The organism is Winogradskya consettensis, from assembly GCF_018332715.1.
GTDB classification, from domain to species: Bacteria; Actinomycetota; Actinomycetes; order Mycobacteriales; family Micromonosporaceae; genus Actinoplanes; species Actinoplanes consettensis.
In genome coordinates this window covers 1-17665 of the sequence record NZ_BOQP01000043.1, presented here as the reverse complement: position 1 = coordinate 17665, position 17665 = coordinate 1, and the positions used below count along the sequence as shown (strand labels likewise).

15 protein-coding genes are annotated in these 17665 nt (G+C 67.5%); 6 read left to right on the top strand and 9 right to left on the bottom strand.

Going from position 1 to position 17665, the window contains the following annotated elements:
• Positions 1-140: 140 nt before the first annotated feature.
• On the bottom strand, positions 141-1001 hold the full coding sequence (locus Aco04nite_RS35055; protein ID WP_213001534.1) for a hypothetical protein: 861 nt from the start codon (positions 999-1001) through the stop codon (positions 141-143).
• A 105-nt stretch (positions 1002-1106) separates the two neighbouring features.
• Positions 1107-2057 (bottom strand): nucleoside hydrolase, encoded by a 951-nt coding sequence (locus Aco04nite_RS35050; protein ID WP_244876517.1) that lies wholly within the window; start codon positions 2055-2057, stop codon positions 1107-1109.
• A gap of 102 nt (positions 2058-2159) precedes the next feature.
• Here Aco04nite_RS35050 and Aco04nite_RS35045 point away from each other — a divergent pair, with 102 nt between their 5' ends.
• Positions 2160-2681, top strand: coding sequence for a carbon-nitrogen hydrolase family protein (locus tag Aco04nite_RS35045; RefSeq protein ID WP_213001718.1), 522 nt, complete (start codon positions 2160-2162; stop codon positions 2679-2681).
• A 147-nt stretch (positions 2682-2828) separates the two neighbouring features.
• Here the strand turns inward: Aco04nite_RS35045 and Aco04nite_RS35040 are convergent, their stop codons facing one another.
• The 3 genes from Aco04nite_RS35040 to Aco04nite_RS35030 form a co-directional block, all read right to left on the bottom strand.
• Positions 2829-3683: a phosphotransferase gene (locus Aco04nite_RS35040; protein WP_244876515.1), complete on the bottom strand. Its 855-nt coding sequence runs from the start codon at positions 3681-3683 to the stop codon at positions 2829-2831.
• A complete protein-coding gene (locus Aco04nite_RS35035) occupies positions 3644-4264 on the bottom strand; it encodes a hypothetical protein (RefSeq protein ID WP_213001533.1) in 621 nt (206 codons plus the stop codon). Before Aco04nite_RS35035 ends, Aco04nite_RS35040 begins: the two co-directional genes overlap by 40 nt.
• A 135-nt stretch (positions 4265-4399) precedes the next feature.
• The gene (locus tag Aco04nite_RS35030; protein ID WP_213001532.1) at positions 4400-5539 is read right to left on the bottom strand and encodes a COG1361 family protein; all 1140 of its coding nucleotides are present in this window, start codon (positions 5537-5539) and stop codon (positions 4400-4402) included.
• A 353-nt stretch (positions 5540-5892) separates the two neighbouring features.
• Here Aco04nite_RS35030 and Aco04nite_RS35025 point away from each other — a divergent pair, with 353 nt between their 5' ends.
• Positions 5893-7065, top strand: a complete 1173-nt coding sequence (locus Aco04nite_RS35025) for a M48 family metalloprotease (RefSeq protein ID WP_213001531.1) — start codon at positions 5893-5895, stop codon at positions 7063-7065.
• Positions 7066-7081: 16 nt separating this feature from the next.
• Here Aco04nite_RS35025 and Aco04nite_RS35020 read toward each other — a convergent pair whose 3' ends face one another.
• Entirely contained in the window at positions 7082-7327 is a 246-nt protein-coding gene (locus Aco04nite_RS35020) for a DoxX-related protein (protein WP_213001530.1), read from the bottom strand.
• Between the two features lie 22 nt (positions 7328-7349).
• On the bottom strand, positions 7350-8876 hold the full coding sequence (locus Aco04nite_RS35015) for a pectate lyase family protein (protein WP_213001529.1): 1527 nt from the start codon (positions 8874-8876) through the stop codon (positions 7350-7352).
• Positions 8877-9107: 231 nt separating this feature from the next.
• Here Aco04nite_RS35015 and Aco04nite_RS35010 point away from each other — a divergent pair, with 231 nt between their 5' ends.
• Together Aco04nite_RS35010 and Aco04nite_RS35005 are read left to right on the top strand one after the other, a co-directional pair.
• A complete protein-coding gene (locus Aco04nite_RS35010; protein ID WP_213001716.1) occupies positions 9108-11117 on the top strand; it encodes a DUF8224 domain-containing phage-derived protein in 2010 nt (669 codons plus the stop codon).
• 29 nt (positions 11118-11146) lie between these two features.
• Complete coding sequence (locus Aco04nite_RS35005; RefSeq protein ID WP_213001528.1) at positions 11147-11542, top strand: hypothetical protein; 396 nt, start codon at positions 11147-11149, stop codon at positions 11540-11542.
• A gap of 63 nt (positions 11543-11605) precedes the next feature.
• Here the strand turns inward: Aco04nite_RS35005 and Aco04nite_RS35000 are convergent, their stop codons facing one another.
• Positions 11606-14302 carry a hypothetical protein gene (locus Aco04nite_RS35000; protein WP_213001527.1) on the bottom strand — a complete coding sequence of 899 codons (2697 nt, stop codon included), beginning with the start codon at positions 14300-14302 and terminating at the stop codon, positions 11606-11608.
• A 475-nt stretch (positions 14303-14777) separates the two neighbouring features.
• Between Aco04nite_RS35000 and Aco04nite_RS34995 the strand changes: the two genes are divergently transcribed.
• Positions 14778-15044: a hypothetical protein gene (locus Aco04nite_RS34995; protein ID WP_213001526.1), complete on the top strand. Its 267-nt coding sequence runs from the start codon at positions 14778-14780 to the stop codon at positions 15042-15044.
• A 22-nt stretch (positions 15045-15066) separates the two neighbouring features.
• On the opposite strand, the gene Aco04nite_RS34990 is transcribed toward Aco04nite_RS34995, so the two are convergent.
• Positions 15067-16092, bottom strand: coding sequence for a protein-L-isoaspartate O-methyltransferase family protein (locus Aco04nite_RS34990; protein WP_244876514.1), 1026 nt, complete (start codon positions 16090-16092; stop codon positions 15067-15069).
• 667 nt (positions 16093-16759) lie between these two features.
• Here Aco04nite_RS34990 and Aco04nite_RS34985 point away from each other — a divergent pair.
• Positions 16760-17653: a hypothetical protein gene (locus Aco04nite_RS34985; protein WP_244876513.1), complete on the top strand. Its 894-nt coding sequence runs from the start codon at positions 16760-16762 to the stop codon at positions 17651-17653.
• Positions 17654-17665: the final 12 nt, after the last annotated feature.

The following is a 17665-nucleotide window of genomic DNA, read 5'->3' as shown; positions in this document are numbered from 1 at the left end:
CTGACGATCGCTGCCGTTATCAGCCCTATTACCCGCGTACGCCGCACGAATTGCCCCCGCAACTTGATCTACAGTCGCAAAAGGATCGCACACGCCGAATCGCCCGCGCGGAGTGCGCGGGCGATCGAACAGCGGGGGCGTCAGCGGTTCTTGGTGCCGACCTTGGCGTCGATCCCGGAGACGGTGGCACCGACGGTGGTCTCGGTGCCGGTGAGGCCGACGGTCGCGCCGATCGGCAGCTTCGACAGCGAGGCGTTCACGCCGTTGACCTTGACGCTGACCTTCGGGTCGACGTTCAGCTTCACCGCGGTGGCCGGCGAGCCGGTGTTCACCGTGACCGTGCCGTTCGCGGCGTCGACGGCGGCGACGGTGCCGGAGAGGTTCAGCGCCCAGCGGGACAGGGCGGTCAGGGACCTGGCGGAGTACGTGCCGGTGGTGACCGTACCGACGACCAGGATCGGAGCCTTGGCCGGCAACGCGGAGAGCGCGACCGTCCTGCCGTCGAGGGTGATCGTGGACTTGGCGGCGACCGGGATGACGTCGGTGGCGCCCTTGCCGTCCAGCGAGACCCGCTTGACCGAGACGGTGCCGGCGGTGGCGTCCACCGAGACGACGGTGCCGGCGGCGGCGAACGGCCAGGCGGTGGTCGCGTCGACCTTCGTGGCCACGGTGGTGCCGTTGGTGGTGTTGCCGGACAGCTTGACCTGAGCGCCGACCGGCAGCTTCGCCAGCTTGGCGGTGTTTCCGTCGACGGCCACGGTCGCGGTGGGCGCCACGGTGACGGTGGTGTTGCTGCCGCTCACGCCGGCGACCGTGACGGTGCCCTTCGCGGCGTTCAGGGCGGCGACCGTACCCGCGAGGTTGAAGGTACTGGCCGGAGCACTGGCCGCCGCCTTCACGGCGGTGCTGGTCGCCGCCATGGCGGGGCCGGCGGTGGCCAGCCCGGTCAGGGCGATTCCGGCAACGGCGGTGATCACGGCGGCACGGTGACGCAGGCGCATGGGTCGAGCTCCTCAGGGGGTCTTCGTCGGGGGTAACCCTGGCAATCGGTAGTCAATTGACTACTGAGAGTGGTCCTGAGGTGCGATCCGGTTCCGATCCGGTTGTCAAACTTCCGAAACGCGCCGCACCGCCGCCATGAGCAACCGCCAGAACGCCTCCACCTCGATCCCCACGGCGACGTCCGCGTTCGCGACGGCCCCGCTCCTTCCATGAAGATCAACAACAGTGGCACCCCTGGTGTACGCCCCGACGAGCTCAACGGTGACCGGCACCGCGACGGTCGCGATGATCGACGGGTCGATGACACACGCGACGGCGATCGGATCGTGCACCGGGGGATGCTCGAACCCGAACACCCGCCGGTACGTGCTCGCGAAGAACGTCATCAGATCCGCGCAGATGACGCCCAGCCGGGTGCCCATCCCGCGGAACTCCTCGATGATCTGCGTCGTCGCCAGCGCCTGATGCGTGACGTTCAGCCCGATCATCGTGACCGGCAGCCCCGACCGCAGCACGATGTCGGCCGCCTCGGGATCGGTGACGATGTTGAACTCGCCGTACGGCGTGGTGTTGCCCCGATCGGTCGAGCCACCCATGAAGACGACGCGGCGAACGTACGGTGCGACCTCGGGGTGCCTGCGCAGCAGCAGAGCGACATTCGTCAACGGCCCGGTGGCGATCAGCGTGACCGGCTCGCCGCAGCCCAGGATGAGCCGCCGCATCAGCTCGACCCCGTGCACGTCCGCGACCCCGCCCACCGGCACCTCGAGATCGGGCCCGTCCAGCCCGGACTCACCATGGATGTCCCCGGCGACGGTGAGCTCCCCGACCAGCGGCCGATCGCAGCCGGCAGCCACCGGAACATCGACTGCACCGGCGAGTGCGAGAATCTTCAGCGCGTTCGAGGTGGTCTTGGCGAGCGTCTGATTACCCGCCACGGTGGTGACCCCGAGCAGCCGCAACCGCGGATCACCCACAGCGAGCAGCAACGCCAGCGCATCATCATGCCCCGGGTCGCAGTCGATGATCACCGGCACCGCAGCGACGTCTCCCATCCCCCGACGATAGATGCCAGTTCCTCTTCGGAGCTGCTAACGTCGGAACCGGCGTGGCCCACGCCGAACCTCCTGTGACCGTCCCCGGCGCGGCGCCCGCACCTGAGTCTCTACGTCATCTCGGACGGCGGCGAGATCGTCACGCGCTACGACGAGCGGATGCTGTCGAACACCAAGGTCAGCCATCTCTACACGCCGGGCTCGGACCCCGTCACGTTCAGCGTCGACGGCGTACGTTTCGGCTGTGCTCTGGGTATGGAGGTCGTTTACCCCGAAGTCTTTCTGGAGTACGAACGCCTCGACGTCGACTGCGTCCTGTTCTCCACGCACGGGCCGGGAGTCCCCACCGACAACGACCCGTTCGCGCTGCAGTCACAGGCCCTCGCCGCGGCCAACAGCTACTGGGTCAGCTACGCGGGCGTGGCGCCTTCCGGCATCGTCGGACCTGACGGCGACTGGCTGACCCGCTGCCCGTCCGACCCGGCGCCCGCGATCGCCACCACCGACCTGGACCTGACCGCCGAGAACTACGCCCGGCCCTGGCGCAGGGTCGCCCGCAGCGGCCTGTACACCCAATACCAGGCCCCCGACGATCCTCGCAGCCTCAACCGGGCCGAGCTCTGATGCCCCACGCCGTCGCCAGCATCAGGGCCGGCAGGCGTAGCGGTCAGGGTTGCTCGTCTTGACCTGGAGCCGGCCGGCCAGGCGTTTGGCCGCGATCCACCGGAACAACCACCCGGCTGCCACCGCCTCGCGAACCCCAACTGTCGATCAGCCCTCGTACGCCCGAATTTCCGCGAGCCATTCCATCCCGAGCCGCCGCCCGTCCGGAAACTGATCGTCCCGATCCCAGCGCCACGTCGTGATCATCGCCAGCACCAGAATCCGGCACTCGTTCAGCAACCCCTGATCGACACCCGGATAACGATCGCCGACATCCTCGGGCGCGTGGGCCAGATCAAATTCGACAGGCCCACGGCAACACGTCTCAAGATCTATGAACAGCAGCCCACCCTTCGTTTTCAGTACGTTGCCCGGGTGCGGTTCGCCGTGCAACAGCTGATCCGTTCCGTGGACTGGTCGCCGCAGCACGGAGTCGAGGAGCTCACGGTCGGCTTCGGCGAGTTCCGGCGTACGGTCCCGGGTTGCCACGAGGTGCTGGGCCTGCGCGATGCGATCGGTGACGTGCGGTGCGCGTACCTCAATCGTGCGCATTGCTCTGTGCAGTTCGTGCAGCGCATCGGCGTAATCGGCTGGTGCGATCTCGTCACCGGTGGCGGTTTCGTGGAAGGTCCAGAACGTGACCGCGTACCCGGCACGCTCGTAGACCCGTGGCTCGACCCGGGGATCAAGGCCCGCAATCGGGCTCCCGGCCGCGGTCAGCCGTTGCGCGATGTCAATTTCGAACTGCGCGATCTGGTCCTGTACGGGTGCCACCCGGGCCATGACGTCACAGGGCAGCAGCCGCAGACTCACCTTGTTCGAATTCTGAAGTACGACCGCGTCGTCGGCAGCCAGACCGAGATCCGCAGCGATCGACACAGCCGCGCCAATTGCCCGTGGAAGCTCTGATGCTCGCATCTGCTCTACGCAGCCAGCCCGGCAGCGATCAGGAGACGCCGCCAACTGTCCACGTGGTCGCCGGTCTTTCGATGGCGCTGCTCCGCGGCCTGCGAGCCGATGACGACCTCCACGAGCCGGGGGTACTGGTCGCCGAGTACGTACCGGTCGAAGAACGTCATGAGATCGGGGGCGAGAACCTCGATCTCCACGTTGTCGGCGTCGGGATTCTTGTACAGGAAAATGTAGTTCTCGGGGTCGATGTAATAGACATGGCCGTCGGCGAGGCTCATCCTGATGGGCGCGCCGCCGTACCCCATGCCGTCCTCGCCGGATTCATTCTCGCCGGACCGGAATTCGGGGGTGCTGAAGATTTCGGCGCCGATCACCAGTGCCTCACCCAGGGCGAAATTGTCGGAGGTGTGCTCCCGCCAGGCGGTCGGCGTGCGGATCGAGCTCGGCGGCTTGAACAGCAGATAGTTTCCCTCCAACCGGCCGAACAGGCTGAACACCTCGGTGGTGCCCGCCGGCAGCGCCGGGATCGGAGCGAGCTCGGCGCCGGGCCCGATGACGGTGCCGAACCGTTGTTGTGCCTCGACCGCCCGAAGCAGATCGATCTTTTCCCGCAGCGTCGCGATGCTCGTCACCTGATCACCCTAGAACGGCGACAGGGCGGCACAGCTGAATGCCGTACCACCCTGGTCTGCCGGTCTTGCGGCCTGGTCCTGCGACCTGGTCTTGCGACTTTTTTCTGCGGCAGCGCGCCGCGGACGGAAGGTCGATCAGGCGGTGAAGCGGGCGCGGCGGCGGGTGGCGACGAGGCCGAGGATGCCGATGAGCAGGGCACTCACGCCGATCGTGGCGATCAGGCCGATCGGGGATCCGGTGATCGGCAGGGTGCCGCCGCCACCCTCACCGCCGGTGTCGCCGCCTGCGACGGGCGGGGTGGTCGTGGGAGTGGCGGTGGGAGTGGCGGTGGGAGCGGGCGATGAGGGCGTCGGCGACGGGCCGGCCAGGATGGTGACCTTGCCCTTGGCGAGGTCGTCGCTGGAGTCCGGGTCTGAGGCCGGCACCCGCGCGGCCGCGGCCACGCCGGGCAGCTCGACGAGCTTGAGCGGGGCGCCGCTGTCGTGCGGGTAGTCGCTCATGATGCCGAGATGATCGATGTCGTCCAGGGTCCAGACCGCGGCACCGTACGAGTCCTGGCCGGGCTTGGCGTCCTTGCGAACCCCCAGGACCGTGCCGTCGACCACGTACGTCTTACCGGGCTCGAGCGTCGTCTCGAAGCGGCAGAACGTCTCGAAGTCGTCGTTCAGGTGGTAGCAGTTGTCGAAGCTGCTCCGCCGGGTGAGGGGATCCCCGCCGGCGATGCGCAGGGCAACGCCGGGAATGGCGTTGGTGCCCCGATTGGTGATCCGGACGCCGAGCGGCACCAGCTCACCGGGTTTCGCCTCGACGGTCTCCGGGGCATCGCTGATCGCCAGGTCGACCTGCTCCGCGACCGTGACCGTCGGCGTGACGACGAGGGGCTCGATCCCCTTCGCGGTGAGGGTGACCTTGAGCTTGCCCGTGGTGCCGGGTGCCGCACCCGGCTTCGCGGTCACCATCATGGTGGGCTGGGCGTCATCGTCCGCGCTGCCGATCGAGCCCAGATCACACGTGGTGATCGTGGCCGCCGTGGTGCACTTCGGGGTGGCGCCCGGCGCAATGGTGGCCAGCGCGGTCACGGAAGTGATGTCCGTGGTGTCGATCGCGACCCGGACATCCTCGATGAAGAATCCCTCCTGCATGTCCGGCACACGGAGATAGATCGGGAACTCCTTGCCGCCCTCGTTGGTGATGCCGTTCTTGACGGTCAGCGTCAAATCCTGCGGAGCGGCCTGGGCGGCGGTCGGTATTGCAACAGCCGCACCAATGATCATTACGCCTAACAGAACATTACGAACTCGGGACACGTACATGAAATCCTCCCCCGGGATCAATGGACGCCGGAGAATATCCTTCCTGCCGCCGTATGTCCACGGTGTCCGGTCGAGACTGTGGCCTGCCGATGGGTGACGTTATCCAGGTTCACGCGCCATTCAACGAGCCTCTCCGCAGCGCAACCATCGCGATCACGGCGAGGCCTGATGGGCGTCTTCCCGGGGCGGTGGGCTCGGCGGCGGGGTGATCTAATGCGCCGGTGCTGACATCGACGGGGGTTTGCCCCAAGTGTTCTGCGGTGCTGGTCACGGTGGGTGAGCGGCCCTCGTGGTGTGGTGCCTGTGAGTGGAATTTGGACGCTTTCGTGGGTGGCGGGGGCGGGTGGTTCGCACGGCGGATGGTGCTGCTCGACCGGCGCGCCGGGTTTCGGGCGGACAGGGTGCTGGCGGGACGCGATGAGCGGGCTGTCGGGCGGCGCGTCACGGCTGGGCGGGTGGTTCTGCTTGCCGTCTCGGTGCTGCTCGGGGCCGGGGTGCTCGCGCTGGTGGCGGCGGGTGTCTGGCTGATCGTCACCGGGCGGTTGTTGCCGCCGATCGCCGCCGGGGCCGCACTGCTCGGGTTGGCCTGGGTGTTGCGGCCCCGGCTCGGCAGTCGTAAGGACGCGGTGGCCGGTGGGTGGGTGCTCGATGCCGGCAGTGCGCCGGTGCTGCGGGGGCTCGTCGACCGGGCCGCCGAGAAGACCGGGGCTCCCCGGCCGGATCTGCTGGTTGTGGACACCGAGTTCAACGCCTGGGCCGCCGTGGTGGGGTTTCGGCGGACGAAGGTGTTGGCGATCGGGTTGCCGATGATCCTCGCCCTCAGCGAGCAGCAGTTGGTCGCGTTGATCGGGCATGAGCTCGGGCATCTGGCGTATCAGGACGGGTTCCGGCGGCTTCTCGAGCAGCCAGCGCGGACGGTGTTCGGCGCGCTTTCGCGGATCGTCGCGCCGCCGCGGGGTGACGGCGTCGACAAAGATCTTTCCGGCTTGTTGCTGATGGCGTTCACGGTCTGGCAGGTGATCGCCGGGATGGTGTCGTTCGTGCTGTTCAGCGCCCATCTGGGAATGTTCCTGCTGGCTGCCGGGGAGGATCGCCGGGCGGAGGTCCGGGCCGATTCGATGGCGGTCCGGGCGGGCGGGTCACGTGCCACGCTCGAGATGCTCGACGCGTTGGTGCTGATGCCGGGGCTCACCGATCTGCTGCACCCGAGGGTCGCGGAAGGGGAGGCCGCGCAGCGGTGGCGGGCGTTGCTCGCCGACACGCAGGGCCGCCGGGCGGAGTTCCTGCCGGTGCTGCGCCAGCTGTCCATGCGGGAGGACGCGTCGTTGCTGGCCCGGCATCCGTCGTCGGGGCGTCGTCGGCAGTGGGTGAGCAACCGGCCGTACGTGGATCCCGCTGTTGTTGTCACCCCGGTGGAGGCCGAACGCCTGCGGGCGGAGCTGGCGCCACTCGCCGAGCAGCTCGCCCAGCAGATGCGCCGCGACTGACCCGAGACCGTGCTGGTTACGCGGCGGTGCGCAGGGAGCGCAGGGTCCTGACGGCGTGGGTGGTGGCCAGGGCCCAGAGGATAAACAGGGCCAGGCCGAGGGCGATCTCGACGACTCCGGACGCGATGACCACGAAGCCGGGGTCGAGGGGAAGCCACGGTGGCACCTGGGCCTGGAACTCGTGGCGGGCGACCGTCAGGTGGGTCGTGCCCGCGACGAGCAGGAAAGCGCCCAGGGCTACTTGACCGATTCTGCGCAGCATCCGGGGAATTGTTCCACGTTCCTCACCCGGCGTAGGTCTCGTACTCGGCGATCTTGGGGGTGGCGCTCGCGGTGAGGATGCGGAACGTGAGCTTGGTCAGGGACGTCGCGGGGAACGTGATGGTGCCCGCTCCGGTGCCGGAGGCGAGAACGGCTCCGGTGCCGTAGTTGATGACCTGCCACGATCCGATGGTGCCCGCGGAGCCGGATGCCTCGCGGATGACGGCCCTCGAAACCGTGGTGGCCGTTCCCCATTTGATCGAGATGTCCCCGGTCGTGCCCACCGGTGACCAGTAGGTGGTGAGGCTGGCGTCGCGGACGTCGCCGTAACCCGTACCCGTGGCCTTGCTGGAACCATCGGAGCCGGCGCCGATGCTCAGGTTTGTCCCCGACGACGGCGGTGGGGTGGTGGGTGCGGGGGTGGTGGGCGTGGGTGCGGAGGTTGTCGGCTGCGTTGTCGAGCAACTGCCGTTGGAGACCTGCAGGCCGTTGTTGGCGCCGGCTGTCAGGCTGACGATCGAGGGTACGCAGCTCGCGGCGTCCAGCGTGTACGCGTACGGAATGCTGACCGTGGTGTTGGAAACCGGATCGGGTCCCGCGGGATTGTTGTCCGTCCCCGGGCTCGACCACGTCACGTTGTCGAAGATGTTGCCGCTGACCTGCCAGAACCCCGCCTCGGACGTGTAGAACGTGCCCAGGACGTCCTTGGAGTCCTTGAAATAGTTGTTGTCCACTTTCGCGCTCGCGCCGGCCCGGGAGTTGATGCCGGACTCGTTGAGGTTCACATAGTAATTGTTGTAGATATGCGCGATTCCGCCTCGCAACAACGGCGTACGGGAATCGATGTTCTGATAGAGGTTGTGGTGGAACGTGACGTAGCCGTTGGTGCGGTCGCTCTCGCTGGAGCCGATCAGGCCGCCGCGTCCGGAATTGCGCAGAGTGCTGTAGGACAACGTCACGTACTGCACGTTGGCCTTCATGTCGAACAGGCCGTCGTAGCCTTCCGACTCGCCGCCCGACGCCTCCAGGTTGACGTGGTCGACCCAGACGTTGCGCACGTCGGACTCCATGCCGATGGCGTCGCCGCCGTTCGACGTGGGGGAGCCCGACTTCTTGACGTTCCGTACGGTCACGTTCTGGATGATGATGTTGCTGGATTCCCGGATGTGGATGCCGAGCTGGTCGAAGATCGCGCCACTGCCGACCCCGATGATCGTGACGTTGCTGATCTGCTTGAGCTCGATGACGTCGGCCGCGGTGTTGCAGCTGGCGCCCGAGACCTTCGTGGTGTTGCCGTGGTTGATGGTGCCGCTGACCTCGATGATGATCGGGGTGCTGCTGCTGGCCCGGCCGCACAGCGCGGTGTGGATCGCGGTGCCGGTGGTGGCCCGCACGGTGGCGCCGCCCGCGCCGCCGGTCGTGCCGCCGTTGCGCGTCGCGAAGCCGGTGACGGTGCCGGTCGCGGCGTCCGCCCCGGACATCGGAAGGGCGACGCCGATTGCCGCCGTGGCGATGGCGGCGAACCCCGCCAAAAGCGCTGATCTTCTCATTATCGTCCCACCTTCAAATGCGACACCAATAGACGAAGTTAAATGTGAGTACGCCCCGAGTGTCAACGATCTGGATGTGCAGGAAGTTTGCAGCGGTCGCCGTTCCCGCCGGTGGTCGGCCGTCGGCGCCCGTCCGCCGGCGTCCGTCCGCGACCGTGCGGGCGGCCGGAAATACGTTTCTCAAATGGCGTGCGCTCCCTAGGATCTCCGGTGATCAAGGAGGTTGACACGGTGGGCGATTTTCAGCAGTTCGTGGCGGATGTGACTACCCGTCTGTCCGCGATGTCCAAGGGCGAGTTGTACGTCGCCGGCGACGGTCTCGACCGGGACTCGCTCTGGCTGACCTTTCTCGAGTCCTTCCCCGCCGGCACCAATCCTCGGTTCCGTGAGCGGTCCGAGTACGACTGCTCGACCTGCCGCGGGTTCATCAAGAACTTCGGTAACGTCGTAGAGATCGACAACGGACAGGTGCGCACCGTCTGGTCCGGCGTGTCCGCGTCCGACCCGGTCTTCTCCGTCGTCGCCGCCGCAATGGACGAATTCGTCGGCACGCTGCCGTTGTCCGGCGTTTTCCGTTCCACCGAGGCGCAGTACGGGACGAGGACGACCCGGACGCTGCGCGACGGACAGGTCGAGGTGTGGCACCACCTGCACGGCCGGGTGGAGAAGCAGCATCGCACCAGCGACGCCGGCGCGGCACGGGGCATCTTCGACGCCGCGGTGCAGGTGTTCCAGCGTGGCCTGACCGAGCTGACCCAGCACGCTCTGGACACCGTTGTCGACCTGATCGACGACAACGCCCTCTACCGCGGCACGGAGCATCACCGTGCGGTGACCGAATTCCGGTCGCTGCAGAACCGGTGGACGCAGGCTGCGGACCGACGGGCCTTCGTGTTCGCCAACGCCATGAACCCCGCGGCCCGGTTCCGCAACACGGTGATCGGCACTCTCGTCCAGGATCTTTCCGCGGGCGTCGACCTGGAGCAGGCGGTCCGGTCGTTCGAGGCGAAGGTGGCGCCGCAGAACTACCAGCGTCCCACGGCGTTGATCACCCCGGCGATGGTCAAGGCCGCCATGAGGACCATCGACGAGCTGGGCATCGAGGAATCGTTGCAGCGACGGTTCGCCCGCCTGTCCGACGTGTCGGTCAACAACGTGTTGTGGGTCGACAACGACACCCAGTCACGGATGAAGGACGGCATCGAAGGGTTGCTCATGCAGGCGGCCACCACCGGGTCCGCGGGTGCGCGCCTTCGTGACGCGAAGCCGGAGGAGACCCCCGTGGTCACCTTCATGAAGGACATCCTGCCCGGCGCCGCGAGCATCGACCTGTGGGTCGCCAACAGCCACGAACCGCACTTCGTCAGTCTCACCACCGGGCGGCACCCGGCCGCCCCGCGGCTGTTCGCGTGGGACAACGATTTCGGCTGGTCCTACGGCGGCAACGTCACCGACTCGATCAAGGAGAAGGTCAAGCGGGCCGGCGGCAACGTCACCGGCAAGCTGCGGGTGAGCCTGTCCTGGTTCAACCACGACGACCTCGACCTGCACGTGTTCGAACCCGACGGCGAGCACATCTGGTACCAGGAAAAGCGCAACAAACTCGACGTCGACATGAACGCGGGCGGACCGTTCTCCCGCGAGCCCGTGGAGAACGTCACCTGGGTCGCCAACATCCCCGACGGGGAGTACCGGATCGAGGTGAACCAGTTCCACAAGCGGGAGAGCGCCGCGGCCGGCTTCGTGATCGAGACCGAGAGCAACGGGAAGATCGAGCACTACAGCCACGAACAGGCGGTCGGCCACAAGAAGACCGTCGAGGTGGGCCGGATGACGGTCGCCGGCGAGAGGATCACCGCTTTCCGGCCGGGTAGGGACATGCAGCGGGGCAGCGCCGGCAAGGACCTGTGGGGCATCACCACCGAACAGTTCGTGCCGGTGTCCACCGTCATGTACTCGCCGAACTACTTCGACGACAGTGAGATCGGCAACCGCCACTACTTCTTCATGCTGAAAGGGTGCATGAACGACCAGCCGACCCGGGGGATCTACAACGAGTTCCTGCGCCGCGACCTGCAACCGCACCGCAAGGTGTTCGAGGTTCTCGGCGACCGCACCAAGTGCGAGCCGTCCCCGGACCAGCTGTCCGGCCTCGGCTTCAGCTCCACGGTCCGCAGCTCTGTGGTCGCCAAGGTCACCATGACCGGCGGCCGGCGTCACCTCATCAGCATCCAGTTCTGAATCTGCCCAGACATCCGAGAGAGGCCACCGTGACCATTTTCGAGAAGGCCACGCGGGAGAAGTTCCGCTACCCGTCGGCCAAGGGTCTGCTGACCACGGAACAGCTGTGGGAGCTTCCGCTGACCGCCAAGTCCGCCTTCAGCCTCGATGACGTGGCCAAGGCCGTCAACGCCGAGCTCAAGGCCATCGCCACCGAGTCGTTCGTGGCCACCGAGGCCAATCCGGCCAAGGCAACCTTGGAGACCAAGTTGGAGGTCGTCAAGCACGTCATCGCCATCCGCCTCGCGGAGGACCAGGTGGCGAAGGCGGCGGCGGCCAAGAAGCTGGAGAAGGAGAAGCTGCTGGCCGTCCTGGGCCGCAAGCAGGACGCGGTCCTGGAAAACCTGACCGAGGCAGAGCTGCTGGCCCGGATCAACAACCTGTAACCCGATGATGGGGCCTGTCCTGTCGATCTTCGGCAGGCCAGGCCCCTCGTTGCACCGGCAGTTCTACTTCGTGACCGTGACGGTGGTGCTGGTCGCCTTGCCGTCTTCGTAACCGGCCTGGATCGCGATCGCCGTCACAGCGATCTTCTTGCCCTGCATCGCGGTGGTGAGCTTCAGCGACGCCGTGGTGCCGAGCAGCGTGCTGCCTGCCCGCCACTCGTAGCGGTACGAGGTGGGCGCCGGCTTCCACGTTCCGGCCGACGAATTCAGCGTGCTGCCGACCTTCGCCGTACCGGTGATCTTCGGCAGAACAGTGTTCACCGCGGCGGGCCCCTTGGCGACCACAGCCGTGGCGGCGGACTTCTCCGTCGCCGGAAGGTAGCCGTTCTTGGTCGCGGTGACCGAGACCGAGATCTTCTTGCCGAGGTCGGCCGGCTTGACCACGTAGGACGAGCCGGTCGCCCCGCTGATCGCCGTGCCGCCGGCCGCCCACTGGTACGTGTAGGCCGAGGCGGCCGGCGTGAACGTGCCGGTCGAGGACTTCAGGGTCGAGCCGACCGCCGCCGTGCCGGTGATCACGGGCGCGGTCACCACCTTGAGCGGCGTCGACTGGTTGGCGATGGTGAACGCGTTCGCCAGCGTGACCGGCGAGTTGTAGCCGTCGGGCTGCACGTCCAGCGAGGCCGCTCCGAGGGCTGCCCCGGTCAGGTCGTACTCGGCGGTCAGCGTCTTACGGTCGGCCGAGATCCCGGTGATCGTGCCGCTCACGTAACTGCCGTCGGACGTGTGCAACGCGGTGTAGTTGGCCTTCTGGAAGCCGGAGCCGGTGACGGTGAGCGTGCGTACCCCACCGGGTGCGACCGTGCCGGGCGACACCGACGTCACGGTCACCGGGTCGGCCGCGACGGTGAAGCTGTAGTAGGTCTCCGACGATCTGGTGCCGTTCGAGGTCCTGCTCGTCACGTGCAGCGAGTAGGACCCTGAGGTCTCCGGCGTCCACGCCGCGGTGGTGGCGGTGCCGTCCGCGCCGACCGGCACCTCGACCTGGAACTGGTCGGTGCCGTCGATCGAATAGACGAATGTGGTCGCTCCGGCCTGCTGCGCCTTGAAGGTGAAGGTGCCCGCCGTCATCTTGCCCGAGCCGCTCGCCGGGAAGTCGGCCGAGGTGACCGCCGGCCCGTCGGTGACGGACCAACCCGTGCTGCCCTCGTCGGTGTGCACGCCGGCGGCGTTGCGGGCGACGACCGTGACGAACGTGTACTGCGCCTTGGTGGGCGTGAACTTGAACGTCGCGGTGCCGTCCGCCGCCGCGGGCACGATCTGCCTGGTCGCGTCGTCGTGGTTGAGGACCGCCTCGTACTCCTTGACGTTCGCCATCTCGGTGCGCACGCTGATCGTCGCGGTGCTGCCGACGACCGTGCCGCCGGTGCGATTCACCGTGGGTGCGGCACCCCAGACGCTGATCGGCAGCCAGCGCGCCTCCGACAGCGTGCCGTCGGCGCTGCGGGCCTGCACCCGGACCCCGTTCGTGTTCTCGGTGGTGTTGTCGGCCACCCAGGTCAGGTCGGCTGCCCCGGCCCCGTCGGCGGGGATCGTGATCTTCGCGGACTCGTGCGAGCTGCTGTCCTCGTTCCAGTAGACGTACGCCGTGACGTCGCCGGTCCGCGGCGCGAGGTGGAACTTCAGCGAGGAGCCGATGGTGACGCTCTTGTTGATGTCACCCGTGACCTGCGGCGCGTTGTCCACGTAGAACCGGTATGCCCGCTCCGGGTGGGGCGCGCCGTCACGGGCGACGCTGCGTACATAGAGCGTCTGATAGCCGGCCTTGGCCGGGGCGATCATCACCGCGGCGTTGCCCTCGGAATCGGCGTCGGCCGTGCCGGAGGGACCATCCTGGTCGATGTGCCACACGAACGACGTCGTGTCCGGGACGTTCGAGTCGAAGTCGAACTCGCCGGGCACCCCGACGTTGTACTTCAGGTCGCCGTAGCCGGCACTCTCCTGGTAGGCCGCGGAGAAGACCGAGGGCCGGGTCTCGCGTACGTAGAACGTGTAGTCCTGCCGCTCCGAGTAGTTCCCGGCGCGATCGATCGCATAGACCGTCAACGAGTTGTAGTCGGCGGCGCGCGGCGCCCAGTTGATTGTCACCGGCCCACCGAGCCGGGGCGCCGGGATGGTCTGCTCCGGCTCGGAGACGTTGTCGGCGTAGAAGCCGTACTTGTAGCTGACCGCGTCGTCGTCGGCCGGGGTGAACGTGAACGAGCCCGGCGTGCCGATCTCGCCGTGTGCGTTATCCCAGTCGCCCGGCGGATACTCCGCGGAGGTGACGGCTGGCGCCGCGCCGCCACTGCGGTCGACGGTGTAATAGCAGGTGTCGCTCCACGGTGACGACGCCGCGCCGTCCACCAGCCGCACCTTCCAGCCATACGTGACGCCGTCCAGCTGCCGCGACGGATCCTCGAGCTGAACGAGCAGGTGCCCGTCGGACGCCCCACCCCGGTCGCTCCAGTCCTGCGGCTGGTCCGGCTCGGTCACGTCCCACACCTGGAAGTCCGCTGTGGAGTCGTCGCTCCAGACCGAGGCGTCGTACTCGCCGCGGAGCAGGACGGCTTGGGCGTCGTTGAGTCGGCCGGGGCTCAGGAAAGGCCCGGGCGCCGTGGTGACGCAGGCCTGACCTGCCGTGGTGAGACCGGTCGGGCTGCCCTCGGCGGCGAGCGCCGGCGTGCCGCCGAGGCCCACCACCGCTCCACACCCGAGCATCGAAGCCACTATCAGCGAAGATATTCGCATATGGACACGCATGCGTTCCCCCGTGATGTCTCTGGGCCCCAGACGGGCCCGAACGCGGAGCAGTTTCGCATAGACCTGTGACAAAAACTTCAGGAGATCGCGCTCGTAGCCGTGAACCCGGCGCATCGATCAAACGCGCCGCCCGCCTGCACGCCGTTCGGCTACCGGCAATCGGTGCCACCGTGCTCACCGGTCCCGCCCGGCGCTGGCCATTCCCGATCCGGACGCCTTGACGCTGTCAATCGTGGCCGGCAACGGAGTGTTCGGGGTGCCGGTGCCCGGTCCGGTGTTGTCGTCACCGCTCGGCTATGCCATCTCCGGGTCGCGACGGACGGCACACTTTCCGTGGTGGCCGGCACCGGTCAACGTAATGCGGCAATACCCGGTCCCGCGACAGCCTCGCCGGTGAAGGCGGTCAGCGGTCTCACTTTCTACGACGGGAATCTTGTACGCCTCGGACTCCCAGGCGCACGGTATCTACCGGATCGACGCGAACGGCACCCTGTCGATCTTCGCCGGCACCGGCACCCTGCAGGGCAACGGCAACGCCCTCGGCAAACGCCGCGCCCGCAACACCTGCGCCACCCTCGCGGGCGGTCACAGCATCCGGACGTACGCGATCACCCAGGGCGAAGCCAACCCGGACGCCAGCAACAAAACAGCAGCCGGCCGCGCCCAGAACCGGCGCGCGGACATCGCCCTGGCCTACTGAACACCGATGCTGGGACCTGCGCTCACCACGAGACCCGCAGATCCCAGCCGGCGCAGCCCGGATCATCATTGCGCACAAGGGCCGGGGTGAGCCGGTCCGCGGCCGGTCGTCCGGCCCGTTCCCACAGCTCGAGCCACGTCCGGAGGATGGTCAACGACGGCGAGCCTTCGGCGTCGGCGACGATTGTGCCGTCGACCTGGAGCATGGCAGCGCTGTCGGGGGTGCTGTGGCCGATCGCCCGCATCCGGCCACGCAGGTCAGCGGTGGACAGTGCCGGGTCGTTCAACGTGGCGGAGAACGCGTTCCACGAGTTCCAGTCCACATCCCCGCGCCCGTACGTCACGGTGTGTCCCGGATGCAGGAGACGGTCCAGGACCGTACGGGCGCCGATGCCATCGGAGGTGTCTCGATCGCGCCAGGCGATCGACACCCATGACGGGCGGGGCCCGTCGGTCATGGCGTCCACCCAGCGGTGCGGCACGACGACCTCGTCCGACGGCGTGGTCCGGCTCTGTACGTATCCGCCGGACGTGATTGCCTGCACCGCCGGCTGCCCTCCCGCCAAGGTGATCGTCGCGACCACGGTCAGGAACGGCAGCTCCGCGATCGGCAGGCACACGACCATCCGCCCACCGTCGACGACCTGCCCGACGAGAGCATCAGGGACCCGCGGCGGCGTACACCAGACCACGACCCGATCCAGCAAACCGGCTTCGCTGAACCCCGCCAGGCCGTCACCGACGTGACAGGAAACGTTCTCCACGCCGCGGTCCCGGTGAATACGCTCGGCTCTGCCGGCCAGCTCCTCGCTGATGTCCACGCTGATGACCCGGCCGTCCGGGCCGGCCAGGCCGGCGAGCAGGGCACCGGTCCAGCCGGAGCCCGTGCCGACCTCCAGCACCCTGTCCCCGGGGCGCACCTGCAGAGCGGTGAGCTCCCGGGCGACTGCCTCCGGCAATGAGTAATGCACGGTGTCGCCGTGCCGTTCGTGGCGGATGTAGACGTCGCGCGGCAGGCCGCGCATGACCTCGGTGACCGACGTCGACACTGGCCTGCCTCCTTCTCATCGATAATGGGCTCGAGGTCGGGGTCGTCGCCTCGTCGATCAGGACAAGCAGCCGATGCACGACCTGCACCGCGGCGAAGGCACTCGGATGGGTGGTAGTGCCGATGCGCTGCTCAATCATCGTCCCCAGCCGGGCCGCATCGCAGCCCTCCGCTGCGATGTCCAGCTGCTCACAGACCCCGGCAAGCCGTTCCCGGTCGCCGCGGGCCACATATTTCCCGGCCAGCTGCACCAGCATCAGGACCGTCGCCGGGTCGCCGGGATCCGACCCGCGAGAGTCAGCCGTGCGATACGCGTCTGCAACGGCTCGGCCGGGTCGGCTGACAACAGTACAGATTGGACCTTCCGGGCCTGTACTGAGGCGCGGGCCCGGATCGTGCTGTCGGCCCCGACGGCGCCGGTAAGACCACAACGCATCTGGTGGCGCGGACACCGGGACGGCCTCGGGCGTGCCGACGGGTGGTGGCGCCGCGATGGCTGAGGTGCTGGTCACGGTGTTCGGGCCGACGCTGTCCGGCTGGCAGACCGAGTTGCTCGGGAGTCGCGTTAAAGAAACTTTAAAGAACGCTTGCTCAGCGTCGTGAACTGCTGCCACATCATTGCTCGTATATCTCGGTACAAGCAGTACCGAGACGAAGAGGAGCCGTGCATGTATCGACGCGGAGTCAGCAGCCGGACGCGCAAGCTGTTGGTTGGAGGTGCCGCCGCAGCGCTGCTCGGCTCGGCGCTCGCGGTCGGCACGGGGATGAGCCAAGCCGCCGAGACCGGAGCCAGCTCCGGTGACATCAACGCTTTGGTGCCGGCGCTGGGTTTCAGTCCGGGCGATCCGAACGCGACCGCCGACCGCGTGGGACCTACCGGGGTGAAGGTTCCCGGTCGCTGCCCACCCACTCAAGCCCAGGTGAACGCGCAGGTAGCGCTCAAGAATGCGAACTTGCCGAGTGGGGCGGACCTTGAAAGCCGCATCCAGCGTTTTGAGAAGACCTTGTCGGCGATTCAGGACTTGAAATGCCCTGCGTCTTCCACGACTTTGCTGGGTCGCTTGAATTCCTTGACCGCGCTGCGCGGGAACGCGAACCGCGATGACGTCCTGCGTGGTTTGGGTTTGAATGAAACGCCGGCGGATAAAGCCGCCGCAGGATCCGGTGACGCGGGCGCGAGTGGAGCGACGGGGAATGCCGGAGCCGGCTCCGGTAATGTTGACGCTTTGGTGCCGGCGCTGGGTTTCAGTCCGGGCGATCCGAACGCGACCGCCGACCGCGTGGGACCTACCGGGGTGAAGGTTCCCGGTCGCTGCCCACCCACTCAAGCCCAGGTGAACGCGCAGGTAGCGCTCAAGAATGCGAACTTGCCGAGTGGGGCGGACCTTGAAAGCCGCATCCAGCGTTTTGAGAAGACCTTGTCGGCGATTCAGGACTTGAAATGCCCTGCGTCTTCCACGACTTTGCTGGGTCGCTTGAATTCCTTGACCGCGCTGCGCGGGAACGCAAACCGCGATGACGTCCTGCGTGGCTTGGGTTTGAACGAAACGCCAGCCGGATAAAGCCGCGGGGAA

Excerpts from the sequence above, each read along its gene's own strand:
- Aco04nite_RS35055 (WP_213001534.1), bottom strand. The coding sequence starts at position 1,001 with ATGCGCCTGCGTCACCGTGCCGCCGTGATCACCGCCGTTGCCGGAATC.
- Aco04nite_RS35030 (WP_213001532.1), bottom strand. The coding sequence starts at position 5,539 with ATGATCATTGGTGCGGCTGTTGCAATACCGACCGCCGCCCAGGCCGCT.
- Aco04nite_RS35020 (WP_213001530.1), bottom strand. The coding sequence starts at position 7,327 with ATGCTGCGCAGAATCGGTCAAGTAGCCCTGGGCGCTTTCCTGCTCGTC.
- Aco04nite_RS35050 (WP_244876517.1), bottom strand. The coding sequence starts at position 2,057 with ATGGGAGACGTCGCTGCGGTGCCGGTGATCATCGACTGCGACCCGGGG.
- Aco04nite_RS35015 (WP_213001529.1), bottom strand. The coding sequence starts at position 8,876 with ATGAGAAGATCAGCGCTTTTGGCGGGGTTCGCCGCCATCGCCACGGCG.
- Aco04nite_RS34985 (WP_244876513.1), top strand. The coding sequence starts at position 16,760 with ATGTATCGACGCGGAGTCAGCAGCCGGACGCGCAAGCTGTTGGTTGGA.
- Aco04nite_RS35000 (WP_213001527.1), bottom strand. The coding sequence starts at position 14,302 with ATGCTCGGGTGTGGAGCGGTGGTGGGCCTCGGCGGCACGCCGGCGCTC.